The sequence below is a fragment of the Streptomyces sp. DSM 42067 genome (assembly GCF_055792885.1).
The window spans coordinates 2,849,476-2,873,058 of the sequence record NZ_CM147706.1; the positions used below are offsets into that span (position 1 = coordinate 2,849,476).

At 72.0% G+C, this 23,583-nt stretch carries 20 protein-coding genes; 13 read left to right on the top strand and 7 right to left on the bottom strand.

Annotated elements, in window-relative coordinates:
- Positions 1–86: 86 nt before the first annotated feature.
- Entirely contained in the window at positions 87–827 is a 741-nt protein-coding gene (locus ACSMXV_RS13305) for a hypothetical protein (RefSeq protein ID WP_473177835.1), read from the bottom strand.
- A 74-nt stretch (positions 828–901) separates the two neighbouring features.
- On the opposite strand from ACSMXV_RS13305, the gene ACSMXV_RS13310 reads away from it, so the two are divergent.
- The 7 genes from ACSMXV_RS13310 to ACSMXV_RS13340 all read left to right on the top strand — a co-directional run bounded on the left by ACSMXV_RS13310 (position 902) and on the right by ACSMXV_RS13340 (position 12,133).
- Positions 902–1,699, top strand: coding sequence for an adenosylcobinamide-GDP ribazoletransferase (locus ACSMXV_RS13310; RefSeq protein WP_473177836.1), 798 nt, complete (start codon positions 902–904; stop codon positions 1,697–1,699).
- Positions 1,700–2,046: 347 nt separating this feature from the next.
- The gene (locus ACSMXV_RS13315) at positions 2,047–3,594 is read left to right on the top strand and encodes a leucyl aminopeptidase (protein WP_473177837.1); all 1,548 of its coding nucleotides are present in this window, start codon (positions 2,047–2,049) and stop codon (positions 3,592–3,594) included.
- A 298-nt stretch (positions 3,595–3,892) separates the two neighbouring features.
- Positions 3,893–5,281, top strand: a complete 1,389-nt coding sequence (gene lpdA, locus ACSMXV_RS13320; protein WP_473177838.1) for a dihydrolipoyl dehydrogenase — start codon at positions 3,893–3,895, stop codon at positions 5,279–5,281.
- Between the two features lie 76 nt (positions 5,282–5,357).
- On the top strand, positions 5,358–7,151 hold the full coding sequence (gene sucB / locus ACSMXV_RS13325) for a 2-oxoglutarate dehydrogenase, E2 component, dihydrolipoamide succinyltransferase (protein WP_473177839.1): 1,794 nt from the start codon (positions 5,358–5,360) through the stop codon (positions 7,149–7,151).
- Positions 7,152–7,333: 182 nt separating this feature from the next.
- The gene (locus ACSMXV_RS13330; RefSeq protein WP_473177840.1) at positions 7,334–7,957 is read left to right on the top strand and encodes a GntR family transcriptional regulator; all 624 of its coding nucleotides are present in this window, start codon (positions 7,334–7,336) and stop codon (positions 7,955–7,957) included.
- Positions 7,958–8,292: 335 nt separating this feature from the next.
- The gene (gene aceE / locus ACSMXV_RS13335; RefSeq protein ID WP_473177841.1) at positions 8,293–10,989 is read left to right on the top strand and encodes a pyruvate dehydrogenase (acetyl-transferring), homodimeric type; all 2,697 of its coding nucleotides are present in this window, start codon (positions 8,293–8,295) and stop codon (positions 10,987–10,989) included.
- Positions 10,990–11,128: 139 nt separating this feature from the next.
- Positions 11,129–12,133 carry a helix-turn-helix transcriptional regulator gene (locus ACSMXV_RS13340; protein ID WP_473177842.1) on the top strand — a complete coding sequence of 335 codons (1,005 nt, stop codon included), beginning with the start codon at positions 11,129–11,131 and terminating at the stop codon, positions 12,131–12,133.
- 49 nt (positions 12,134–12,182) lie between these two features.
- On the opposite strand, the gene ACSMXV_RS13345 is transcribed toward ACSMXV_RS13340, so the two are convergent.
- Positions 12,183–13,124 (bottom strand): SDR family oxidoreductase, encoded by a 942-nt coding sequence (locus ACSMXV_RS13345; protein WP_473177843.1) that lies wholly within the window; start codon positions 13,122–13,124, stop codon positions 12,183–12,185.
- A 178-nt stretch (positions 13,125–13,302) separates the two neighbouring features.
- Here ACSMXV_RS13345 and ACSMXV_RS13350 point away from each other — a divergent pair, with 178 nt between their 5' ends.
- Positions 13,303–13,821: a DUF4240 domain-containing protein gene (locus ACSMXV_RS13350; protein WP_473178921.1), complete on the top strand. Its 519-nt coding sequence runs from the start codon at positions 13,303–13,305 to the stop codon at positions 13,819–13,821.
- A gap of 27 nt (positions 13,822–13,848) precedes the next feature.
- On the opposite strand, the gene ACSMXV_RS13355 is transcribed toward ACSMXV_RS13350, so the two are convergent.
- The 4 genes from ACSMXV_RS13355 to ACSMXV_RS13370 all read right to left on the bottom strand — a co-directional run bounded on the left by ACSMXV_RS13355 (position 13,849) and on the right by ACSMXV_RS13370 (position 16,714).
- The gene (locus ACSMXV_RS13355) at positions 13,849–14,079 is read right to left on the bottom strand and encodes a hypothetical protein (protein ID WP_473177844.1); all 231 of its coding nucleotides are present in this window, start codon (positions 14,077–14,079) and stop codon (positions 13,849–13,851) included.
- A 104-nt stretch (positions 14,080–14,183) separates the two neighbouring features.
- Positions 14,184–14,957 (bottom strand): peptidoglycan recognition protein family protein, encoded by a 774-nt coding sequence (locus ACSMXV_RS13360; RefSeq protein WP_473177845.1) that lies wholly within the window; start codon positions 14,955–14,957, stop codon positions 14,184–14,186.
- An 88-nt stretch (positions 14,958–15,045) separates the two neighbouring features.
- Positions 15,046–16,203 (bottom strand): PP2C family protein-serine/threonine phosphatase, encoded by a 1,158-nt coding sequence (locus ACSMXV_RS13365; RefSeq protein ID WP_473177846.1) that lies wholly within the window; start codon positions 16,201–16,203, stop codon positions 15,046–15,048.
- A gap of 34 nt (positions 16,204–16,237) precedes the next feature.
- On the bottom strand, positions 16,238–16,714 hold the full coding sequence (locus ACSMXV_RS13370; RefSeq protein WP_473177847.1) for a GNAT family N-acetyltransferase: 477 nt from the start codon (positions 16,712–16,714) through the stop codon (positions 16,238–16,240).
- Here ACSMXV_RS13370 and ACSMXV_RS13375 point away from each other — a divergent pair.
- Together ACSMXV_RS13375 and ACSMXV_RS13380 are read left to right on the top strand one after the other, a co-directional pair.
- Positions 16,644–17,543: a TIGR01777 family oxidoreductase gene (locus ACSMXV_RS13375; RefSeq protein ID WP_473177848.1), complete on the top strand. Its 900-nt coding sequence runs from the start codon at positions 16,644–16,646 to the stop codon at positions 17,541–17,543. The two genes, ACSMXV_RS13370 and ACSMXV_RS13375, sit on opposite strands and share 71 nt — an antisense overlap.
- Positions 17,544–17,656: 113 nt before the next feature.
- A complete protein-coding gene (locus ACSMXV_RS13380; RefSeq protein WP_473177849.1) occupies positions 17,657–19,015 on the top strand; it encodes an NAD(P)/FAD-dependent oxidoreductase in 1,359 nt (452 codons plus the stop codon).
- 297 nt (positions 19,016–19,312) lie between these two features.
- On the opposite strand, the gene ACSMXV_RS13385 is transcribed toward ACSMXV_RS13380, so the two are convergent.
- A complete protein-coding gene (locus tag ACSMXV_RS13385) occupies positions 19,313–20,800 on the bottom strand; it encodes a regulator (RefSeq protein ID WP_473177850.1) in 1,488 nt (495 codons plus the stop codon).
- 319 nt (positions 20,801–21,119) lie between these two features.
- Here ACSMXV_RS13385 and lipB point away from each other — a divergent pair, with 319 nt between their 5' ends.
- From lipB to ACSMXV_RS13400, 3 genes are all read left to right on the top strand, one after another.
- The gene (lipB, locus tag ACSMXV_RS13390) at positions 21,120–21,917 is read left to right on the top strand and encodes a lipoyl(octanoyl) transferase LipB (protein WP_473177851.1); all 798 of its coding nucleotides are present in this window, start codon (positions 21,120–21,122) and stop codon (positions 21,915–21,917) included.
- Between the two features lie 122 nt (positions 21,918–22,039).
- The gene (gene lipA, locus ACSMXV_RS13395) at positions 22,040–23,005 is read left to right on the top strand and encodes a lipoyl synthase (RefSeq protein WP_473177852.1); all 966 of its coding nucleotides are present in this window, start codon (positions 22,040–22,042) and stop codon (positions 23,003–23,005) included.
- Between the two features lie 348 nt (positions 23,006–23,353).
- Positions 23,354–23,557, top strand: a complete 204-nt coding sequence (locus ACSMXV_RS13400) for an SCO2195 family GlnR-regulated protein (protein WP_181659470.1) — start codon at positions 23,354–23,356, stop codon at positions 23,555–23,557.
- The last annotated feature ends 26 nt before the right edge of the window (positions 23,558–23,583 follow it).

Genomic DNA, 23,583 nt, shown 5'->3' on the forward strand with positions numbered 1-23,583 from the left:
CCTTAAGGGCATGGGAGGTACCCCCATCGCCTGGGGGCACCTCCCAGCGTTAACTGGGGGAGGAACGATTGCCCACAGCAGTGCCATCAACCTCCGTCCGGTCTGCCGCCGAGCCAGTCCTGGAGCCGGCGGCCGGGACCCGCCCAGCGGCGGTCGTGGCGGTACGCGCGCAGGCCGGCCCTGGCCCGGGCGCGGGGCCGTCGGGCGTAGAACCGCTTCGCCCACGGCGAGCCGGGCCGGGCCAGCCGGATCGCGCCGAACAGCGCCACCAGCGGCACCACCGTGCCGAGCACCGCCACCCTGGGCTTGCCCTTGCCGAGGGCGACGAGGGCGAGGAAGAAGTTCATCGCGGCGTTGATGACGACGATGCCGCGGTTCTGCCGTTCCTCGGGCGTCAGGTCGTTCACGCCGAACGGCAGGAAGCCGCCGAGCACCAGCGCCACCAGGGCCGTCGTGAGGACGACGACCTCGACGCTCATGCGGCCCTTCTCGCTCCAGTAGACGTCGTCGAGATGGAGGATCAGCGCGAACTCGTCGAGGACCAGGCCCGCGCCGATCCCGAAGAGCACCGCCGAGAGCAGAGCTCCGACGTCGTGTGCGCCGGTGGCCACGGCACCGAAACCGCCGATGACCGTCAGCACGACGCCGGGCACGACGTGGTGGATGTGCACTGCGCCCGTACTGACGTTGCGGAAGGGGCCCTTGCCCGCCCGGATCATCCGCGTGATCATCCGGACGGCGAGAAAGGTCCCGACGAACGCGAGCAGCGCGAGCAGCAGCGGCAGTTTGCCGGGCTCGACGACGTTCCGGTACCACCATTGCCCCATATACGTAATTTAGTGGCGGTTCGGGAGACGAGCCCGCGAAGTGCCGCCGCCCGGTGCCCGGTTAACCTGCGCCAATGTCCGAGACCTCGCCCTCACCCGCCCCCGGCCCGGCAGGCCTCCGCTTCGCCTTCGGCACGCTGACCGCGCTCCCCGTCCGCGTCCCCCGGTGGGACCGTGAGGCGGCCCGTGCCGGGATGCTCTGGGCCCCGGTCGCGGGCCTGGTCATAGGCCTGTTCGCCGCGGCCGTCGGCGGCGCCCTGCTGCTTGTGGGCTCGGGCCCGCTGCTCGCCGCCGCGGCCACCGCCGCCGTACCGGCCGTGCTCACCCGCGGCCTGCATCTCGACGGCCTCGCGGACACCGCGGACGGCCTGGGCAGCGGCAGGCCCGCCGAGGACGCGCTGCGGATCATGAAGCAGTCGGACATCGGCCCCTTCGGCGTCATCACGCTGGTCTTGGTACTGCTCGCCCAGGTGGCGGTGCTCTTCCAGGCGTACGAGGCCTCGTGGGCCCGCGGCGCCGTCGCGGCCGCCGTCTCGGCGACCGCAGCCCGGCTCGCCCTCACGCTGGCCGCGCGCACGGGCGTCCCCGCGGCCCGCCCCGACGGCCTGGGCGCCGCTGTCGCGGCGACGGTGCCCGTGCGCGCGGCGCTCCTCGTGACGGCCACCGTCGTCTGCGCGGCCGCGGGCGCCGGCGCGCTCTTCGGGGCGCCCGCCGCAATCCGGGGTGCCGTCGCGGTGCTCTTCGCGTGCGCCGCCGCCGAACTGCTGCTGCGTCACTGCACCCGTCGCCTCGGCGGAGTGACGGGCGACGTCTTCGGCGCGCTGGCGGAGACCGCGGCGACAGCCGCGCTGCTGGTGTTCGCGCTGGGATGACCCCGGTCTGCCGGAGCATGCACCACACTCCTACGGCCCCCGGCCTCGCGATCGATCACAGGACGAACCTGCGAAAATGAGGCTGTCGAAACAGTGAACTCCGCCCCAACGGAACCGGACGCCCGGCACCGTGCGTTTCTCAGACCACACCAGCACCGGGCGTGTGGATGACGCGGGCACCACAGCCGGATGAACACGCGCGGGCATGAGCGAACGGCGACCCCGCGCGTAGGCTCACTTCCGGCACTCTTCCGGCCCGGCGAAGCGGCTCCCCGGGGTCGCTTGGCGCCGCGCCCGGTCGAACCACCCCTCTCGACCTCACACAACGGAAGCGAGACATCACCACCGTGACTGCTCTGACTCTCAGCACCGCGGCCGCGTCCGGCCTGCGCGCCGACGCGATCGTCGTCGGTGTCGCAAAGGGCGCGAAGGGCCCGGTCGTCGCACCCGGCGCCGAGGCCGTCGACAAGGCGTACGACGGCAAGCTCGCGTCCGTCCTGGAGACCCTCGGCGCCTCCGGCGGCGAGGGTGAGGTGACGAAGCTGCCCGCACCCTCCGGCTTCAAGGCGCCGGTCGTGGTGGCGGTCGGCCTCGGCGCGGTCCCGGACAACGGCGACCAGGGCGAGAAGGGCGACGCGTACGCCCCGGAGACGCTGCGCCGTGCCGCGGGCGCCGCCGCGCGCGCGCTGGCCGGTTCGAAGAAGGCCGCGTTCGCGCTCCCCCTCGAGGACGCCGAAGGCCTCGCCGCCGTCGCCGAAGGCGCCCTGCTCGGCGCGTACGCCTTCGACGCGTACAAGGAGAACGGCCAGAACGGCAGGAACGCGAAGAACGGCAAGGCCCCGCTCGCCGAGGTCGCCCTGCTCGGCGCCAAGCCGCGCGACAAGGCGCACCGGGCGGCGGTCGAGCGCGCCACCGCCGTGACCGAGGAGCTCAACCGCGCCCGCGACCTGGTCAACACGCCGCCGAACGACCTCAACCCCGAGGCCTTCGCCGCCGTCGCCACGGCAGCGGCCAAGGAGCACGGCATCAAGGTTCAGGTGCTCGACGAGAAGGCGCTCGCCAAGGGCGGATACGGCGGCATCCTCGGCGTCGGCGCCGGCTCCGCCGCCCCGCCGCGCCTGGTCAAGCTGTCGTACACGCACTCCAAGGCGAAGAAGCACCTCGCCTATGTCGGCAAGGGCATCACGTACGACTCGGGCGGCATCTCCCTCAAGCCGGCCGGTCACAACGAGACGATGAAGTGCGACATGAGCGGTGCCGCCGCGGTGTTCGCCGCGGTCGTCGCCGCCGCCCGCCTCGGTCTCGAGGTCAACGTCACCGGCTGGCTGGCGCTCGCCGAGAACATGCCGTCCGGCTCCGCGACCCGCCCGGGCGACGTGCTGCGCATGTACAGCGGCAAGACGGTGGAGGTGCTCAACACCGACGCCGAGGGCCGGCTCGTGCTGGCCGACGCGCTCGCCAAGGCCTCCGAGGAGAAGCCGGACGCGATCATCGACGTGGCGACGCTGACCGGCGCGATGGTGCTGGCGCTCGGCAACCGCACCTTCGGCGTCATGGCCAACGACGACGCCTTCCGTACGGCGGTGCACGAGACGGCGGAGGAGGCCGGCGAGGCGTCCTGGCCGATGCCGCTGCCGTCGGACCTGCGCAAGGGCATGGACTCGTCGACCGCCGACATCGCCAACATGGGCGAGCGGATGGGCGGCGGCCTGGTCGCAGGCCTGTTCCTGAAGGAGTTCGTGGGCGAGGGCATCACCTGGGCGCACCTCGACATCGCGGGCCCGGCCTTCAACGAGCAGGGTCCCTTCGGTTACACGCCGAAGGGCGGCACGGGCTCGGCTGTCCGCACGCTGGTGCGGCTGGCTGAGCGCACCGCGGCGGGCGACCTCGGCTGACGCGGCGCACCGGGCGCGCGGTGTATGCCGCGCGCCCCGGTCGGGTCGTGCGGCGCGTCCCGCAACGCGTCGGCGGGCCGTACTCACCGACCTGCCCCCGCCCCCGTGAGGCCGGGATGAGCCATCTCACACACCGGCCCGGCGTCCCTCCTGCGCCGGAAGGGTGCGAAGATGGGTTCTCGGCAGGACAGGGCCCCCACCACAGGGCCGAAGAAAGAGCGGCCGAACACCAGCCGACCGGCCGGTCGACCCCCGGTGAAGGGGACCGGCGCCGGCGCACATGCATGGAGGACGTGACGTGGCGAACGACGCCAGCACCGTTTTCGACCTAGTGATCCTCGGCGGTGGTAGCGGCGGTTACGCCGCGGCTCTGCGCGCCTCTCAGCTGGGCCTGGACGTCGCCCTGATCGAGAAGAACAAGCTCGGCGGCACCTGCCTGCACAACGGCTGCATCCCGACGAAGGCGCTGCTGCACGCCGGCGAGATCGCCGACCAGGCGCGCGAGGCCGACCAGTTCGGTGTCCTGGCCAGCTTCGAGGGCATCGACATCAAGGGCGTCCACAAGTACAAGGACGACGTGATCGCGGGCCTCTACAAGGGTCTGCAGGGCCTGGTCGCCTCCCGCAAGGTGACCTACATCGAGGGTGAGGGCCGCCTGTCGTCCGCCACCTCCGTGGACGTGAACGGCCAGCGCATCCAGGGCCGCCACATCCTGCTGGCGACCGGCTCCGTGCCGAAGTCGCTGCCGGGTCTGGAGATCGACGGCAACCGCATCATCTCCTCGGACCACGCGCTGGTCCTGGACCGCGTCCCGCAGTCCGCGATCATCCTGGGCGGCGGCGTCATCGGCGTCGAGTTCGCCTCGGCGTGGAAGTCCTTCGGCACCGACGTGACGGTCGTCGAGGGACTGAAGCACCTCGTCCCGGTCGAGGACGAGAACAGCTCGAAGCTTCTTGAGCGCGCCTTCCGCAAGCGCGGCATCAAGTTCAACCTCGGCACCTTCTTCGAGAAGGCCGAGTACACGCAGGACGGCGTCCGCGTGACCCTCGCCGACGGCAAGACCTTCGAGGCCGAGGTGCTGCTCGTCGCCATCGGCCGCGGCCCGGTCTCCCAGGGCCTGGGCTACGAGGAGGTCGGCGTCGCGATGGACCGCGGCTACGTCCTCGTCGACGAGTACATGCAGACCAACATCCCCACCATCTCCGCCGTGGGCGACCTCGTCCCGACCCTGCAGCTCGCGCACGTCGGCTTCGCCGAGGGCATCCTGGTGGCGGAGCGGCTGGCCGGTCTCAAGGCCGTGCCGATCGACTACGACGGTGTGCCGCGGGTGACGTACTGCCACCCCGAGGTCGCCTCCGTGGGCATCACCGAGGCCAAGGCCAAGGAGATCTACGGCGCGGACAAGGTCGTCGCTCTGAAGTACAACCTCGCGGGCAACGGCAAGAGCAAGATCCTCAAGACCGCGGGCGAGATCAAGCTCGTCCAGGTCAAGGACGGTGCCGTGGTCGGCGTCCACATGGTCGGCGACCGCATGGGCGAGCAGGTCGGCGAGGCCCAGCTGGTCTACAACTGGGAGGCGCTGCCCGCCGAGGTCGCGCAGCTCATCCACGCCCACCCGACGCAGAACGAGGCGCTCGGCGAGGCTCACCTGGCCCTCGCGGGCAAGCCGCTCCACTCTCACGACTGACCTTCAGTCACCGAGTCGCCTCATCAGGGCGCGACGACCACAGACTTCCGCAATTTCGTAAGGAGCAACCGAAACCATGGCGGTTTCCGTATCCCTTCCGGCGCTCGGTGAGAGCGTCACCGAGGGCACTGTCACCCGCTGGCTGAAGGCCGAGGGCGAGCGCGTCGAGCTCGACGAGCCGCTGCTCGAGGTGTCGACCGACAAGGTCGACACCGAGATCCCGTCGCCCGCCGCCGGTGTGCTGGCCTCCATCAAGGTCGCCGAGGACGAGACGGTCGAGGTCGGCGCCGAACTCGCCGTCATCGACGACGGCACAGGCGCGCCCGCTGTCGCCCCGGCTCCGGCCGCCGCCGAGGCCCCGGCTCCGGCCGCCCCGGCCCCGGTCGCCGAGGCCCCCGCCCCGGCTCCGGCCGCCCCCGCTGCCCCGGCCGCCCCCGCTGCCCCGGCCGCCCCGGCCGGTGGCGCCGCTGCCGGTACCGACGTCGTCCTGCCCGCGCTGGGCGAGTCGGTCACCGAGGGCACCGTCACCCGCTGGCTCAAGGAGGTCGGCGACTCGGTCGAGACCGACGAGCCGCTGCTCGAGGTCTCCACCGACAAGGTCGACACCGAGATCCCGGCCCCGACGTCCGGCGTTCTGCTGGAGATCGTCGTCGGTGAGGACGAGACGGCCGAGGTCGGCGCCAAGCTCGCCGTCATCGGTGCCCCGGGTGCCGCTCCGGCGGCCGCCCCGGCTCCGGCTCCGGCCGCCCCGGCCGCCGCGCCCGCCCCGGCCCCGGCTGCGCCTGCCGCTCCGGCTGCCCCTGCGGCTCCCGCCGCTCCGGCCGCCCCGGCCGCTCCCGCTCCGGCTCCGGTCCAGGCCGCTGCTCCGGCTCCCGCGCCGGCCGCTCCGGCTCCGGTGACCCCGGCTCCAGTCCCGGCTCCGACGGCGCCCGTGGACGAGGGCGCGTACGTGACCCCGCTGGTGCGCAAGCTCGCCGCCGAGCACGGCGTCGACCTGTCCACCGTCAAGGGCACCGGCGTCGGCGGCCGCATCCGCAAGCAGGACGTCATCGCCGCCGCCGAGGCCGCGAAGGCCGCCGCCGCTGCTCCGGCTCCGGCCGCCGCAGCCCCGGCCGCCGCCAAGAAGGCCCCGGCCCTCGAGGTGTCCCCGCTGCGCGGTCAGACGGTCAAGATGACCCGCATGCGCAAGGTCATCGGCGACAACATGATGAAGGCGCTGCACTCGCAGGCCCAGCTGACCTCGGTCGTCGAGGTCGACGTCACCAAGCTGATGCGGCTGCGCGCCGCGGCGAAGGACTCCTTCGCCGCCCGCGAGGGCGTGAAGCTCTCCCCGATGCCGTTCTACGTCAAGGCGGCGGCCCAGGCGCTGAAGGCCCACCCGGTCATCAACGCCCGGATCAACGAGGACGAGGGCACCATCACGTACTTCGACTCGGAGAACATCGGCATTGCCGTGGACTCCGAGAAGGGCCTGATGACGCCGGTCATCAAGGGTGCGGGCGACCTGAACATCGCCGGTATCGCCAAGAAGACCGCGGAGCTGGCCGGTGCCGTCCGGGCCAACAAGATCACGCCGGACGACCTCGCCGGCGCGACCTTCACGATCAGCAACACCGGCTCGCGCGGTGCGCTGTTCGACACGGTCATCGTGCCGCCGAACCAGGTCGCGATCCTGGGCATCGGCGCCACCGTCAAGCGTCCGGCCGTCATCGAGACCGCTGAGGGCACCGTCATCGGCGTCCGCGACATGACGTACCTGTCGCTCTCCTACGACCACCGTCTGGTGGACGGCGCGGACGCCGCCCGCTACCTGACCGCGGTCAAGGCGATCCTGGAGGCCGGCGAGTTCGAGGTCGAGCTCGGTCTCTGACGGCGGTGACGAGGCTGTAAGCCTCGCCACACCTGCGCGAACGCCCCCGCCCGGAGCATTTCCGGGCGGGGGCGCCGCCGTATTGTCTAGACGTCAGCCGTCACCGACGTCTGCCGTCGCCAGACGTCAACGCCCTTGGGGTCGCCCGCCACCCGGACGGCACCCTGCCGAAGGAGCACCGCATGACCGCGCCCGTCGTCCACTCGCTGCGCGAACAGATCCGCGAGCACATCGTGGAGGGGATCGTCAGCGGGCGCTGGAAGCCGGGCGAGCGGATCGTGGAGCGACGGATCGCGACGGAGCTGGCGGTCAGCCAGACGCCCGTACGGGAGGCGCTGCGCGAGCTGGAGAGCCTGCGGCTGATCGAGTCGGCGCCCAACAAGGGCGTACGGGTGCGGAATCTGACCGCCGCAGACCTGGAGGAGAGCTACCCCGTGCGGGCCGGACTCGAGGCGATCGCCGCGGAGCTGGCGGCCGAGCGGCTCGCCGAGGACTGCTCGGCGCTCGAGCCGCATGTGGCGGCGCTCTACGACGCGGACCGCATCTCCGACGGGACGGCGCAGGTGCGGCACACGGTGGCGTTCCACCGGGAGATGGTGCGGGCGGCCGGTAACTCCGTGCTGCTGCACACGTGGGAGGGGCTCGGCATCGAGGTCTTCACGGCCCTCTCCATCCGCTGGCTGGGGACGGTGCAGCAGTCGTACGCGGAGGAGCACGAGGCCCTGGTCGAGGCCTTCCGCCGCCGGGACCCGCGCATCGCGGACCTGGTGAAGGCCCACGTCCTGGGCTGCGCGCCGCGCGCGTAGCCCGCACCCCGCTGTGGGCAGTCGTTCCGCTTGGGCGGAACGCATGCCCACAGGCAGGGGCGGGCGGCGGCCCACAGCGGAGCGACTCGCCGCTCAGAAGTGGGGCGCCACCTGCGAAAACAAGGCACCCCGTGCCTGTCGCCAAGGCACCCCGTGCCGACTTTTCCGATCGAGACAAGAAATACACGCTCACCCTTTGATCGATCATCGATCAGGGGCTTACAGTCATCGACGGGCTTTCACCAGAGCCCTCCGCCCTGTCCTGCCAAAGACCAAGGGCACCCCCGAACCCTTACCGACAAGGGAACCCCCTTCGTACTACGGAAGGCGGCGCAATGACCGACCCCACCGCAATCCAGCCGAGCGAGCTCGACCAGCTCCCGGACCGGGACCCGGAGGAGACCGCCGAGTGGCAGGCCTCCCTGGACGCCGTCGCCCGGGAGGCGGGCCCGCACCGTGCCGCGTACCTGATGCGCCGCACCCTGGAGCGCGCTGAGGGCGCCGGTCTGGCGCTGCCCAAGCTGCTCGAGACCGACTACGTCAACACCATCCCCACCGCCGCCGAGCCCACCGTGGACGGCGACGAGGAGATGGAGCAGCGAATCACCGCGTGGAACCGCTGGAACGCGGCCGCGATGGTCACCCGCGGTTCGAAATACGGCGTCGGCGGCCACATCGCCACCTTCGCCTCCGCCGCCTGGCTCTACGAGACGGGCTTCAACCACTTCTTCCGCGGCAAGGAGGGTGACGGCTCCGGCGACCAGCTCTACATCCAGGGCCACGCGTCGCCCGGCATCTACGCCCGCGCGTTCCTCGACGGCCGGCTGACCGAGGAGCACCTCGACAACTTCCGTCGCGAGGCGGGCGGCAACGGCCTGCCCTCCTACCCGCACCCGCGCCGCCTCCCCTGGCTCTGGGAGTTCCCCACCGTCTCCATGGGCCTCGGCCCGCTCTCCGCGATCTACCAGGCGCGCTTCAACCGCTACCTGACCAACCGCGGCATCAAGGACGTCTCCGCCTCGCACGTGTGGGCGTTCCTCGGCGACGGCGAGATGGACGAGCCCGAGTCGACGGCGGCACTCGCGCTGGCCGCCCGCGAGGGCCTGGACAACCTGACCTTCGTCATCAACTGCAACCTGCAGCGCCTCGACGGTCCGGTCCGCGCCAACTTCAAGATCGTGCAGGAGCTGGAGGCCCAGTTCCGCGGCGCCGGCTGGAACGTCGTCAAGACGCTGTGGGGCAACGCCTGGGACGAGCTGTTCCAGCTCGACACCACCGGCGCCCTGGTCCGCCGCCTGCGCGAGGTCCCGGACGCCCAGGTGCAGACGTACCAGACCCGCGACGCCGCCTACATCCGCCAGGACTTCTTCGGCGCCGACCCCGCGCTCGCCGAGATGGCGAAGCTGCTGAGCGACGACAAGATCCTCGAGTGCTTCCACCTCTCCCGCGGCGGCCACGAGCCGCGCAAGGTGTACGCGGCGTACAAGGCGGCCGTCGAGCACAAGGGCGCCCCGACCGTGATCCTCGCCCAGACGGTGAAGGGCCACACCCTCGGTGAGGGCTTCGCGTCCAAGAACGCCAACCACCAGATGAAGAAGCTGACGGTGGACGAGTTCAAGGCGATGCGCGACCTGCTCGACCTGCCCATCGCCGACAGCGCCTTCGAGGGCGGCCAGGTGCCCTACGGCCACCCGGGCGCCGAATCGCCCGAGGTCCGCTACCTCCAGGAGCGCCGCGCGGCCCTCGGCGGCCCGGCCCCGGCCCGCCGCGTGCACCCCGTCGCCCCGCTGCCCGCCCCCGCCGACAAGGCCTTCGCGGCCTTCGACAAGGGCTCCGGCAGCCAGTCCGTCGCCACCACCATGGCCTTCGTACGCCTGGTCAAGGACCTGGTCCGCGACAAGGAGACCGGCAAGCGCTGGGTGCCGATCGTCCCGGATGAGGCGCGCACCTTCGGCATGGAGAGCCTCTTCCCGTCCCTCGGCATCTACTCGCCGAAGGGCCAGACGTACGAGCCGGTCGACCGCGACCAGCTGATGTACTACAAGGAGGCCAAGGACGGCCAGATCCTCAACGAGGGGATCACCGAGGCCGGTTCGATGGCGGACTTCATCGCCGCCGCCACGTCCTACGCGACGCACGGCGAGACGATGATCCCCTTCTACATCTTCTACTCGATGTTCGGCTGGCAGCGGACCGCCGACCAGATGTGGCAGCTCGGCGACCAGCTCGGCAAGGGCTTCCTCGTCGGCGCCACGGCCGGCCGTACGACGCTCACGGGTGAGGGCCTGCAGCACGCGGACGGCCACTCGCCGGTGATCGCCGCGACGAACCCGGCGGCACTGACGTACGACCCGGCGTTCGCGTACGAGATCGGCGCGATCGTCAAGGAGGGTCTGCGCCGGATGTACGGCGAGGCCGAGCCGGGCGAGGACCAGGACGTCTTCTACTACCTGACCGTCTACAACGAGCCGATGCCGCAGCCCGCGAAGCCCGCGGGCGTCGACGAGGGCATCGTGCGCGGCCTGTACCGGTTCAACACCGCCGAGTCCGCCGGGCTCACGGTGCCCGCCAACGCCCCGCGCATCCAGCTGCTAGGCTCCGGCACCGCGATCCACTGGGCGCTCGAGGCGCAGAAGCTGCTCGCCGAGGAGTGGGGCGTGGCGGCCGACGTGTGGTCCGCGACCTCGTGGAGCGAGCTGCGGCGCGACGCGCTGGAGGCCGACGAGGCGCTGCTGCAGGGCGAGGAGCGCGTCCCGTACGTCCGCCAGGCACTGCAGGGCGCCGAGGGCCCCGTCCTCGCGGTCAGCGACTACATGCGCCAGGTCCCGGACCAGATCGCACAGTGGGTCGAGCAGGACTACTCCTCGCTGGGCGCGGACGGCTTCGGCCTCTCCGACACCCGCGACGCCGCCCGCCGCCACTTCGGCATCGACGCCCAGTCGATCGTCGCGGCGGCCCTGGGCCGGCTGGCCCGCCGGGGCGAGGTGCCCGCTTCCGCGGTGAAGGAAGCGCGCGAGAAGTACGGCCTGTAGCCACTGCCTCTCCCCGCGACGGTGCCCCTGTCCCCGGTCCCACGCCGGGGACGGGGGCACCGTCCTCGTTGGGTGGGGCACCGTTCCCGTTCCGCCGGCGGGCAGACGGCGTCGGCGCGGAGCTGGGCATCATGTGCGCATGCGTGCTGCACGGCTCATCAAACTGGTGTTGCTCCTCCAGTCCCGCCACTCGATGACCGCGGCCGAGCTGGCCCGTGAGCTCGAGGTGTCCGAGCGGACCGTCACCCGCGATGTCCAGGCCCTGTCGGAGGCGGGTGTCCCGGTCTACGCGAACCGGGGAAGGGTGGGCGGCTACCGCCTCATGGGCGGTTACCGCACACGGCTGACCGGCCTGGCACGCAGCGAGGCCGAGGCCCTGTTCCTGTCCGGCCTTCCGGGCGCACTGCGGGAGATGGGCCTGGAGGACGCGGCGTCGGCCGCCCGCCTGAAGGTGTCCGCGGCCCTGCTCCCGTCCCTCCGCGACGCCTCCCGCACGGCGGCCCAGCGGTTCCACCTCGACGCGCCCGCATGGTTCAAGGAGCCGCAGACGCCCGAGCTGCTGCCGGAGGTCGCCGACGCGGTGTGGGACGACCGCTGCCTCAGGGCCCGCTACCGCCGTGGCGACACCGACGTGGAGCGGGAGCTCGAACCGTACGGCCTCGTCCTGAAGGCGGGCACCTGGTACCTGTGCGCCCGCATACGCCCCGACTCCGGCACCAGCACCAGCACCAGCACCAGCACCGAATCGTTCCGGGTGTACCGCCTCGACCGCTTCACGGCGGTGACGACCGCCGAGCAGCGCTTCGAGCGGGACGAAACTTTCGATCTGCCCGCCTTCTGGGACGAGCGTGCCGCGCAGTTCGCCCGCTCGATCCTGCGCTCGAAGGTCGTCGTACGGCTGACCGAGCCAGGCGCCCGGCAGCTGCCGCACGTCACCGACCCCACCGCCGCCCGTGAGGCCCTGGAGGCCGCCGGTGAGCCGGACGGGCAGGGCCGGATCACCGTCGCCCTGCCCGTCGAGTCGGAGGAGGTGGCCCATAGCCAGCTCCTGGCACTGGGGCCGGAGGCGGAGGTGCTGGAGCCCACCGGCCTGCGTGAGCGGTTCGCAGAGACGGCGGCCAGGATGCACCGGCTCTACCGGTGATCCTTGCCGGCAGTCCTCTACCGGTGATCCTCCGCCGGTGCCGGAAGCCCTACCGGTAGTCCTCCGCCGGAGCATCCGTCCCGCCGTACACGACCTCCTCGAAGTACGCCCACGCGTCCGGCCGGGAGCCGTCGGTGTCCGTGAAGCCGTACTCCTGGGCGAGCTGCCCGCTGGACAGCGACCGCCCGTTCCAGCGCTGCCTGTCCGGGTCGGCGGCCAGCGCCACGACGGCCCTGCCGATGTAGACGGGAGACTCGGCGATGGCGAACTCCGGGATCTTCGCGACGGCGTCGCGCCAGGTGTTCTCGGTGACGCCGAACCCGTCGAGCATCTGCTCGGAGCGCAGGAAACCGGGAGTGAGGGAGACCGCCGTACCGCCGAGGTCCTTCAGCTCCTCGCCGAGGCAGAAGGCCATCCGGATGGGGGCGTTCTTGGCGAGGTCGTAGTAGAAGTTCTCGCGGTAGCGCCTGTTGGACTCGGCGGTGCCGTCGGTGACCTCCACGACCAGTCCGCCGGGGTTCCGCACCAGCAGGGGCAGGGCCAGGCTGCTGGTGACGATGTGCGTACGGACGCCGAGTTCGAGCATCCGCATGCCCCTGTCGAGGGCGTACTCCCACATCTTCGGCTTGGTCTCCAGGACCTCCCCCACCAGGTGCTCCCCGCCCCAGACGTCGTTGACCAGGATGTCCAGGCGCCCCTGCTCCCGGTCGATGCGTTCGACGAGCGCTCGTACCTGCTCCGGCTCCAGATGATCCGTGGGTACGGCGACGCCCGCCCCTGCCCGGCCCGCGGCCGCATCGACGAGCTCCGCGGTCTCCTCGATGGTCTCGGTGGTGCGGCCGACCTCGCTGGCCTTCTCCCGCGTGGTACGGCCCGTCACGTACACGGTGGCCCCGGCGCGTCCCAGCTCCACTGCCATGGCTCGCCCGGCACCGCGCGTGGCGCCCGCGACCAGGGCGATCTTTCCCTCGAGTGGCTTTGCATTCTCCATGCGACGAGCGTCCCGTGTAATGCCGACATCTTCTGTCAGGCTTTCCGAAGCACACTGCGCGCCAGGTCTGTCGCGTTGCCCGCCGGCTTCTCAACGCCCAATGCACGCATAACGGAACAGCCGCATCCGTCCCACTCCGCGTGCATCGCCCCTCCCCAGGGCCGATGCTGGTGGCGTGATGGACGAGACGGAGTTCTGGGAGATCGTGGACAGCACCCGCGAGGCGGCCGGGGGCGACCCCGAGGACCACGCCGAGTTGCTCGTCGAAAGACTGCTGCAGTCGGATCCGGACGCCGTACTGGACTTCGCCCGGCACTTCGAGTCCCGCTACAACCGCGCCTACCGCTGGGACCTGTGGGGCGCAGCCTGGGTCCTGCTCGACGGTGCGAGCGACGATGCCTTCGACTACTTCCGCTGCTGGCTGATCGGCCAGGGCCGCGACGTCTTCGAAGGCGCCATGCACGACCCCGACTCGCTCGCCGGCCTTCTCGAGGAGTTCGACGAGGAGATCGACGGGGACGGCGAGGAGCTCGGCTACGCGGCGGACGAGGCGTACGAGGAACTCACCGGCACCGTCGCCCCCGACCTCGGCATCCCGCCGGCGCCGCCGGAGCCCGAGGGCACACCGGTCGACTTCGAGAACAAGGCGGTGCTGGCGGAGCGGTATCCGAAGCTGTGGGAGCGGTTCGGGTCGTAGCGGCGGCGCGAAGGCCCACCGTCCGGACTACGCCGCGGCCCGGCCCCACTGCTCGGCATCCGGCGCGCCGGTCGCGTGCGGGTCGGCGAAGTGGTGCGGCGGAGCCGCGTTGGCCCGGTCGAGGGCGGAGGCGGTGGCGGCGGTGGGCCCCACGACGACGGACGCGGCGACGCAGAGGACGGTCCACGGGCCGCGGAGCATCGCGCTCGGCCAGGACGTCTGCGCCGGGGAGTCGTCGATCTTCTCGTGCTCCTTCATGATCTCCACCTCCGGTTCGGTGCGTTCACGCTAGGGCGCTCGCCTCAGCGGAAGCTGTGCGCCCGATACGGCGTGCCTGTGTTGTTCTGGGCAGGTGTTCCGCGCTACGGGCGGCGGCCCTCCATACGCGCCGCCGCGTCCCGGATCGACGGCAGCTGTGCCATCAGGGCCTCCCCAGGGCATTCGGTCAGGTTGCCGTCGGTGTGGCCGGACACGGCATGGAAGCGGGCGCGCGTGCCCGCGGGGTACTTGCTCAGGTTGTTGGTGGACACCAGGTCCACCTGGCCGCGCGGGTCGATGCCGGACAGGCCGAGTTTCCAGGCGGCGATCGCCGCGATGGCGTCGGTCATGACCTTCGGTACGTCCGTCCCGGCGGTGAACGTACCGATCGCGGCGACGCCCACCGTCCGCTCGTTGAACCCCTGGGTGTGCGCCCCGACGACGGGCTGATCGGCGCCGCCGGCGCGGCCCTCGTAGATGGTGCCGCAGCGGTCGACGAGGAAGTTGTAGCCGATGTCGTCCCAGTGCCGAGCACCGGCCTGGCCCGTGTACATGTCACGTATGGTGCGCGGGGCGTCGGCGCAGTCGTAGTCGTTCGGTGTGTCGGTGTGATGCACGAACACCGCCGTGACGCGGTCGGCGAAGCGGGGTGGCGGGCGGCTGTACGCCTCCTGTCCGCTCTGGCCCAGCCACTGCGCCCTGGGGATGATCTGCGGCTTCGGGGCGGTCCACGCCGCGCCCTGCGCCGTCTTGGGGCGTGCCGTCTGGGTCCGCCCGGGCGATGCGGAGTGCCCGCCGACGCCCACCGCGCAGAGCACGAGGAGCGCGAAGGCCACGGCACCGGGCACGCAGCACAGCACGATGCGAAGGACACGCATGTCCCACACTCTCCGCCGCCAGGACCGCCGGCGACATGCGGTGTAAGCCACACGGGTGAGCTGGGGCCGATCCGAGGCGAGGGCGGCCTCAGCGACCGCCCGGCGGGCGTGGGCCCGGCTCCGGGGCGATGGCCTCCGGTGCGAAGGCCTCCGGTGCGAAGGCCTCCGGTGCGAAAACGAGCATCGTCGCGTCGTCCTGGACGCTTCCGGCGAAGTGGACCAGGTCCTTCCACACCACGTCGGTCGTCATGGCCAGGTCGCCCTCGTTGAGTACGGGCAGCCGGTCGGCGAGCGGATAGAAGGCACCGGAACCGTCACGTGACTCGGTCACCCCGTCGGTGACGACGAACAGCCGGTCGCCCGGCTCCAGCGGGACGGTGAGTTCCTCGGGCGGGTCGGCGGCGATGCCTAGGCCCAGCGGCAGTCCGGCCGGCACCCGCAGTTCGGTCGCCGTACGGCCGCGCAGCAGCAGCGGGCGGGGATGGCCGCAGGAGAGAATGCGCACCGCCCGGGCGTCGTCCGTGAACTCCAGCAGCAGGGCCGTCGCGAACAGTTCCGCGTTCCCCACCTCGGCCGCGTCGACGACGAGCCTGCGGTCGAGCCGCCCTGCGACGCCGGCCAGGTGCGGCTGGTCGAGCGCGGCCTCCCGGAACGCGCCGAGCAGGGCCGCGACGGTGCCGACGGCGGCGAGGCCGTGCCCCTGCACATCACCGACCACCGCCCGTACGCCGTACGGGCCGTCACGCACCTCGAAGAGGTCTCCGCCGACCAGGGTCCCGCTCTGCGCCGCCCGGTACAGGCCGGCACAGCGCACGGGCCCCACGCGCTCGGGCAGCGGCGGCAGCACGGCGAACTGGACCGCCTCGGCGATCGAGCGCACCGATACCAGCTGGGCGTCGCGCCGACTGCGCACCCAGGCGATGGCCGCGCTGAGCAGGGCGATGAAGGCGACGGTGGCCAAGTCGATCTCGCCCGGTCGACCGAGGTCGATGGGCGGGACCTCGAGCAGGACAAGGACGATGCCGCCGAGCAGGGCCGTGATCGCGGGCCCGTACGAGAGCGCCGCCAGCGGCGGGATCGCGGCGAGCAGAAAACCGACGTCGAACGTGCGCGAGGTGACGAGACCGGCGGCGGTGAGCCCGACGAGCAGCACGAGAGGGAGCAGGCGGAGCCAGCGGGGCGGCGGCGCGCCGTGCAGCCATGTGCGCTCCTCACGGTCCTGGCGCCGAGACGCGGCCCCGCTCATCACCGCACTCCTTCCGGCCGCCCCCTTCACGCTCCTACGCCGGGGGCACGGCCGCACGCCGGGCCGCGCCCGGTCGGCCGATCACCTGAAGACCGCGCCCCATCAGCACGTCGTCCACGTACTCGCCGTCGAGGAAGAACTCGCCGGGCTGAACCCCCTCGACCACGAACCCCTCCGACTCGTAGAGCTTCCGGGCGGGGGTGTTGTGACCGAGGACGCGCAGGGTGATGCGGCGGGCGCCCTGGCGGCGTGCCTCGTCCACGGCCGCGCGGACCAGCGCACGGCCCACGCCCTGGCCGCGCGCCTCGTCGGCGACGGCGAGCCCCTCGCCGAGCGCGTCGTCGTCAGGCAGCGCGAAGCGTATGTGCGGCACAGGCATGGGGGCACTGTACGACCGGGGCCGGCCTCCGCTCCGCGGCATCCGGCGGCAGGATGGGCCCATGCAGCGATCCCGGATTGCCGTGGCCGGCTCGACCGGCCTCATCGGTACGGCGCTGGCGCGCTCGCTCACCGCGGACGGCCACGAGGTGGTACGGCTGGTGCGCCGGCCCCCTCGCTCGCCGGACGAGGTCCAGTGGGACCCCAAGCGGCAGTACGTGGACACCGCGGGCCTCGCGGGGTGCGACGCCCTGGTGAACCTGGCGGGCGCCGGGATCGGCGCCCACCGCTGGACAGAGGCGTACAAGCGAGAGATCCGCGACAGCCGGGTCCTCGGTACCGCGGCGCTCGCCGACGCGGTCGCCTCCCTGGACGAGCCGCCGCGCGTGTTCCTGTCCGCCAGCGCGATCGGCTTCTACGGCGACACGGGCGAACGCCCGGTGGACGAGAGCGCCCCTCCGGGCGAGGGGTTCCTGCCCTCGATGGCCGTCGAGTGGGAGGAGGCCGCGGCCGCCGCCGAGGAGGCGGGCGTCCGCACTGTGTTCGCACGAACCGGCCTGGTGGTGGCGCGCGGGGGCGGCGCGTGGGGGCGGCTGTTCCCGCTCTTCAGGGCCGGTCTTGGTGGGCGTCTGGGCGACGGGCGGCAGTACTGGAGCTTCATCGCGCTGCACGACGAGGTGGCCGCGCTGCGGCATCTGCTGGACACGGAGGAACTGTCCGGGCCGGTCAATCTGACGGCGCCGCATCCGGTCACCAACCGTGAGGTGACCGCGGCGATGGGGCGCGTCCTGCACCGGCCGGCCGTGTTCCCCGTACCGGCGCCGGTGCTGCGGGCCGTCCTCGGGGAACTGGCCCGCGAGGTGCTGACCAGCCAGCGGGTGCTTCCGGCCCGGCTCCTGGAGTCGGGATTCGCCTTCGCGTTCCCACGGATCGAAGACGCGGTACGCGCGGCGCTGACCTGAGAACGGAACCGACACACCACCGGCATTGGCCAATGCTCGACCCGAACTCCTGCATTCCGGGCCGCTGTTGGGGGCATGAGGTCTCCACAAGTCGCCCAACTCGGGAGGGGCACGTGCTTGAGCCGGCGCACTCTGCGGACGTCGTCATCGTGGGAGCCGGAGTCGCGGGACTCGCGGCCGCGCACCACCTGACCAGGGCCGGTGTAACGACCGTGGTCCTGGAGGCCGCCCCTTACGCGGGCGGCCGTATGTCGACCGAGAAGGTCGACGGCTTCCGACTCGACCGGATCGGCCAGTTGCTGTTCACCTCGTATTCCGAACTGCGCCGCACTCCGGGACTCGACGCACTCGTCCTCCGCCCCTTCTCGCCAGGGGTGCTGGTGCACAGCGACGGTCGTCACCATCGCGCCGAACCGCCGGCGGCGGCCTGGAGCACAAGGGGCGCAAGGAGCGGCGCAAGGGGCGCACTCATCGGGGCGCGCGCGCTCGCAAGTGCCCCTCGCGCTCCCCGCACCGGACGCCCGGCCACCCCCCTCGGAGGCGCCCTGGACCAGGCCCGGCTCTCCGCGGCCCTCGGGCGCCTCGCGGTCACCCCGGTGGAGCGGTTACTGACCCGCCGTGAGCTCCCCGCCGCCCAGGCGCTGGCCACGCGCGGCCTGCCGTCCCGCACCGTCGACGGCTTTCTGCGCCCCCTGCTCTCGGCCCTGCTGAGCGACCCCGGCCTGACGACGTCGAGCCGGTGTGCGGATCTCGCGCTGCACGCCTTCGCCCGCGGCCGCCTGTGCCTGCCGGAGGGTGGCGCGGACGCCCTGCCGGAACTCCTGGCGGCCACGCTGCCCCCGGGCACGGTACGCACCGGCGTACGCGTCACGGAGGTGTCCACCACCTCGGTGACGACGGCGGACCATGGCGAAGTGAGGTGCCGTTCCGTGCTGTTGGCGACCGGCGCCCGCGCCGCGGCCGAGCTGCTGCCGGGGCTGCGCGTGCCGTCCTTCCACCCGGTGACGGTGGTGCACCACGCCACCTTGGAACCGCCGCTCGCCGAGCCCGCGTTGCTGCTCGACGCCGACCGCAGCGGCCCCGTCGCGTACACGGCGGTGGTCAGCCAGGTCGACCCGTCGCGCGCCCCGGCGGGCCGCACCCTGGTCTCGTCGACCGTCCTCGGCCCTCCCCCGCCGGACGTGGACGCCCTGGTACGCGCGCACTTGGGCGACCTGTACGGAACGTCGACCTCCGGCTGGGAGACGCTGGCCGTCCACCACGATCCGGAAGCCGTGCCCGCGATGCCCGCTCCGCACGACCTGCACCGCTCGGTACGGCTCCTGGCGGGCCTGTACGTGTGCGGCGATCACCGGGACACGAGCACGGTGCAGGGGGCGCTCCGCTCGGGCCGCCGCGCCGCACACGTCCTGGCCGGCGACCTCGGTGTGGACCTGTCGGACACCGCGGCCCCCGTCTCCAAGGCCGCGTGAGCGAAGCACACCGCACCTAGTGCCCCAACAGGCAACGTTCGCCCCGTCGCGACGCCCGGCACGCTCCCCCAAGCTCTTCGAGCAGGGGGGACCCCCACTCGCCGCACCGGCCGAAAGCCCAAGTACGTCCAGTACGAGGACTTCCGGCCGGCACTCCCCCAGCCTCCGGCCGGGGACCCCCAGAGCGGGGGCACCTCCCACGCCCTCAAGGCAGTGGGGGAGCACCGGACGCCGCTCCTTGACGGGCAAACGTTGCCTGCCGGGGCACTAGCCACAGAACCGGCCCGGCGCCCGCGCCTACCCCAGCGCCGCCACCTTGTCGCGATATCCCCGCACCGGCGCCGCATCCCGGTACGGCTCGAGGCGCCGCTCGAAGTCGCGTACGTACTCGACGGCCCGTACCGACCGCATCTCCGCGGCCTGACCCGCGGCCTCCGCGCCCAGCCTGCAGGCCTGGTCGAGTTCGCCGAGGCCGAGCCGGGCGGAGGCCAGGACCACGCGGCAGAGCAGGCGGCTGCGCGCGAACCCGGGCGGGCGCAGTTGTAGCGCCCGCTCGGCGTGCTGCGCCGCGGCCCGGTACTGCTGGAGGTCGCGGTGGCAGTGCCCGAACTCGTCCGCGAGCTGCGCCTCGTCGAAGCTGCGCGCCCAGTGCGGCACGTCGTCCCCGGCCCCGGCCGCCTCGAGTGCGCGCTCGGCCCGTACGAGGGAGGCGGTGCAGGCGCGCACCTCGCCGAGCACCGCGTGCCCGCGCGCCTCAGCGGCGTGCAGCAGCGCCTGTACGGCGGGCGGGGCGGACGTGCCGACGCCCTGCTGGGCGACCCTCGCCAGCTGTACGGCCTCGCGCCCGTGGCCCAGATACACCGCCTGACGGCTCATGGTGACCAGTACGTACGAGCCGTACGCCCGGTCCCCCGCGGCCTGGGACAGCCGCAGTGCCTGCACGAAGTACCGCTGGGCCAGGCCGTGCGCCGCGATGTCGAACGACGTCCAGCCGGCGAGGCAGGTGAGGTCGGCCGTGGCGGCGAAGAGACGACGGCCCGTCTGCTCGCCGTAGGTCGCGCGCAGCATCGGCTCGACCTCGTGCTCCAGATACCGGACGAGGGCCTGCCGTGCGTGCCCGCCGCCATAGGCGTGGTCGAGTGTGCGGAACAGCTCACCGACGGAGCGCAGCGCCGCGATGTCGCCGCTGCTCACCTTCTGTCCGGAGCCGCCCTTCTGTCCGGAGCCGCGCTCGGCGCCCGCGCCCGCCCGTCCGACGACAGGGGGCACCGGCCGGGCTCCCGGGGGCCGCCCCTGCGCGGGCACGCGCCCGTTGGGCGGCAGCGGGTCGCCGCGGCCCACGCGGTCGTCTGCGCGGCCGATCAGCCAGTCCCGGCTGGGCACCACGAGCCCCGCCGGGGTGAACGCGATCTTGCGGAGCTCCGCATGGCTGCCGGAGTCCTTGCGCCACAGACCGCTGACGATGTCGACGGCCTCCTCGGGGGTCGCCGCGAACTCCAGGCCCGCGTAGACCGGTGCGCACGCGTCGAGCCCGAGGTCCTGGGCGCTCAGCCGCCGTCCGAGGCGCCGGGTGAACACCTCGGCGATCAGCGCGGGCGTGGTGCCCCTGGGCTGCTGGCCGCGTAGCCAGCGGGTCACCGATGTCTTGTCGTACCGGAGGTCGAGCCCGTGCTCGAGACCGAGCTGGTCGACACGGCGGGCCAGGCCGGCGTTGGAGAATCCTGCCTCTGCGATGAGCGCGGCGAGCTGGCGGTTGGGGGTGCGCTGCGGAGGTCGTTCCGTCATCTGCTGTGCGGTCTCCTGCCTTCCGGGCCGCGATTCATCCCTCATGACTTCACATAAGGAACCCTCATGACATCGCAGAGGGAACTGGCGCGAATTTAGCGATCCCCGGGGCCTCTCCTGCCACCCACGACCTGCATTCATCCGATCGTGTGAGGATTGGCCGGAGGGCCTGACGGCGGGCGGCCTGAGGGGTGGACGAGGACGCGCGCCGAGGGCCGACGGTGTTCAGGCGAGGACCGACCGGAATCCCCTGCCGTACATGCCCGTACAGTGGCGTAGGGGCATATGTGCATGGTGAAGGTTTTAGGAGGCACTTGCCGTGAATGAACTGCGGTTCGTCCGTATGGGATTCGGTGCGGACGCCGTCGAGTACCAGGAGGCCTGGGACGAGCAGCGCCGTGTGCACGCCGCCCGTTTCGCCGACGAGATCCCCGACACCTGCCTGCTGCTCGAGCATCCGCCCGTGTATACGGCCGGCAGGCGCACGGCGGACAGCGAGCGCCCCCTCGACGGCACCCCGGTCATCGATGTGGACCGCGGCGGCAAGATCACCTGGCACGGCCCCGGCCAGCTGGTGGGCTATCCGATCATGAAGCTGCCCCGCCCCGTCGACGTCGTCGCCCATGTACGGCGCCTCGAGGAGGCCCTGATCCGTACGTGCGCGGACTTCGGCCTGGAGACCACCCGGGTCGAGGGCCGCAGCGGCGTGTGGGTACTCGGCGCTCCCGTGGACCAGCGCCCGGCGTTCGGCGGTCTGTCGCTCGACTTCGACCCGCGGCTGCAGGACGAGGAGTTCGACCCGCGGCTGAACGGCCCGGAGTACGCCCCGTCCAACGCCGGCCAGCGCCGCGAGGACCGCAAGGTCGCCGCCATCGGCATCCGGGTCGCCAAGGGCGTCACCATGCACGGCTTCGCGCTGAACGTGAACCCGGACAACACCTGGTTCGACCGCATCGTGCCCTGCGGCATCCGCGACGCGGGCGTGGCCTCGCTCGCGAACGAGCTGGGCCGCGACATCACCATCGCGGACGTCCTGCCGGTGGCCGAAAAGCATCTGCGCGAGGTCCTGGAGAACGCGGAGCTCAGGCCGCGCGAGATCGAGCGCACCCCGGCGTAGCCGCAGGCGGCCCGCGCCCGGGAATGGACCCCCGTTCTCGGAGGTTGCCCGGAGGCAAGGGCGTCAACAGCACGGGCGTACGCTGGTGTACGCCGAGGAATCAAAGTCGCAGGGAGCCGGACGTGTCCGCAGTCACACCCGACGGACGCAAGATGCTGCGCCTGGAGGTCCGCAACAGCCAGACCCCCATCGAGCGCAAGCCCGAGTGGATCAAGACCCGGGCGAAGATGGGCCCCGAGTACAACGCCCTGCAGAAACTCGTGAAGAGCGAGGGCCTGCACACGGTCTGCCAGGAAGCGGGCTGTCCGAACATCTACGAGTGCTGGGAAGACCGCGAGGCGACCTTCCTCATCGGCGGTGACCAGTGCACGCGGCGCTGCGACTTCTGCCAGATCGACACCGGCAAGCCCCAGGCGCTCGACCGTGACGAGCCGCGCCGCGTCGGCGAGTCGGTCGTCACGATGGACCTGAACTACGCCACGATCACCGGCGTCGCGCGCGACGACCTGGAGGACGGCGGCGCCTGGCTGTACGCGGAGACGGTGCGGCAGATTCACACCATGACCGCCGACCGCGAGGCGGGCCGCACCAAGGTCGAGCTGCTGATCCCCGACTTCAATGCGGTCCCGGAGCAGCTGGACGAGGTCTTCTCGTCCCGTCCCGAGGTGCTGGCGCACAACGTCGAGACGGTGCCGCGGATCTTCAAGCGCATCCGCCCCGGTTTCCGTTACGAGCGCTCCCTGAAGGTGATCACGGAGGCCCGCGAGGCCGGCCTGGTCACCAAGTCGAACCTGATCCTCGGCATGGGCGAGGAGCGCGCCGAGATCAGCGAGGCGCTGCAGCAGCTGCACGACGCGGGCTGCGAGCTCATCACCATTACGCAGTACCTCCGCCCGAGCGTCCGCCACCACCCGGTGGAGCGCTGGGTCAAGCCGCAGGAGTTCGTGGAGCTGAAGGAGGAGGCCGAGGAGATCGGCTTCTCCGGCGTGATGTCCGGCCCGCTGGTGCGCTCCTCGTACCGCGCCGGCCGGCTGTACCAGATGGCCGTCGAGAGGCGGGGCGCGTACGTGGCGTCGCAGGCCGTCTGACACGCACGGAAGGCATGGCTCGCAAGGCCCGGTTGAGACAGGCGGAGCGTTGCGCTCGCCTGACACGGAATCAGGCGACTGTGTGAATCCGAGCACAAGAGGCTACCGCCCGGTAGTGGCCGATTCGACGCGGTCCCGGCAGTCCCCGCAGATGGGGGGCACAGCCGGGGCCGCGTCGGCGTTCCGTGCCGCCGCATCAGGGTTTCATTCGCGTTTGACCGGTCGGTCACGCCCTGGTAACACCAATCAGTGACTCTGGGTCTACGCAAAGTCGTCACCGCACAGCCAGTCGCCCGCACACCCGGGCCCACACCCGCTTCCATGCCGCTACCGAGGGGGACCCACACCATGCAGGCCGCGCCCGTACGCGCCACCGCCATTCCGTCCTTCACCACCGCACTGCGCGCCGTCGAGTCCCTGCTCATGAGCGGCGGACAGCGCACCGCCCGCCGCAACGCCTGGACCTCGGTGCTCGAGGACCGGCGCCGCGCCAAGGACCGGGTCGAGGCCCAGCGCGTGCTCGAGGAGGCCGTGGCAACCCGCACGTCGTAGGCACTTCCCGGGCCACGTAGACTTCA

What these genes read in the sequence shown, in the direction of transcription:
- ACSMXV_RS13305 (WP_473177835.1), bottom strand. Translation starts at nt 827, where the DNA reads ATGGGGCAATGGTGGTACCGGAACGTCGTCGAGCCCGGCAAACTGCCG.
- ACSMXV_RS13310 (WP_473177836.1), top strand. Translation starts at nt 902, where the DNA reads ATGTCCGAGACCTCGCCCTCACCCGCCCCCGGCCCGGCAGGCCTCCGC.
- sucB (WP_473177839.1), top strand. Translation starts at nt 5,358, where the DNA reads ATGGCGGTTTCCGTATCCCTTCCGGCGCTCGGTGAGAGCGTCACCGAG.
- ACSMXV_RS13330 (WP_473177840.1), top strand. Translation starts at nt 7,334, where the DNA reads ATGACCGCGCCCGTCGTCCACTCGCTGCGCGAACAGATCCGCGAGCAC.
- aceE (WP_473177841.1), top strand. Translation starts at nt 8,293, where the DNA reads ATGACCGACCCCACCGCAATCCAGCCGAGCGAGCTCGACCAGCTCCCG.
- ACSMXV_RS13340 (WP_473177842.1), top strand. Translation starts at nt 11,129, where the DNA reads ATGCGTGCTGCACGGCTCATCAAACTGGTGTTGCTCCTCCAGTCCCGC.
- ACSMXV_RS13345 (WP_473177843.1), bottom strand. Translation starts at nt 13,124, where the DNA reads ATGGAGAATGCAAAGCCACTCGAGGGAAAGATCGCCCTGGTCGCGGGC.
- ACSMXV_RS13350 (WP_473178921.1), top strand. Translation starts at nt 13,303, where the DNA reads ATGGACGAGACGGAGTTCTGGGAGATCGTGGACAGCACCCGCGAGGCG.
- ACSMXV_RS13355 (WP_473177844.1), bottom strand. Translation starts at nt 14,079, where the DNA reads ATGAAGGAGCACGAGAAGATCGACGACTCCCCGGCGCAGACGTCCTGG.
- ACSMXV_RS13360 (WP_473177845.1), bottom strand. Translation starts at nt 14,957, where the DNA reads ATGCGTGTCCTTCGCATCGTGCTGTGCTGCGTGCCCGGTGCCGTGGCC.
- ACSMXV_RS13365 (WP_473177846.1), bottom strand. Translation starts at nt 16,203, where the DNA reads ATGAGCGGGGCCGCGTCTCGGCGCCAGGACCGTGAGGAGCGCACATGG.
- ACSMXV_RS13375 (WP_473177848.1), top strand. Translation starts at nt 16,644, where the DNA reads ATGCAGCGATCCCGGATTGCCGTGGCCGGCTCGACCGGCCTCATCGGT.
- ACSMXV_RS13385 (WP_473177850.1), bottom strand. Translation starts at nt 20,800, where the DNA reads ATGACGGAACGACCTCCGCAGCGCACCCCCAACCGCCAGCTCGCCGCG.
- ACSMXV_RS13400 (WP_181659470.1), top strand. Translation starts at nt 23,354, where the DNA reads ATGCAGGCCGCGCCCGTACGCGCCACCGCCATTCCGTCCTTCACCACC.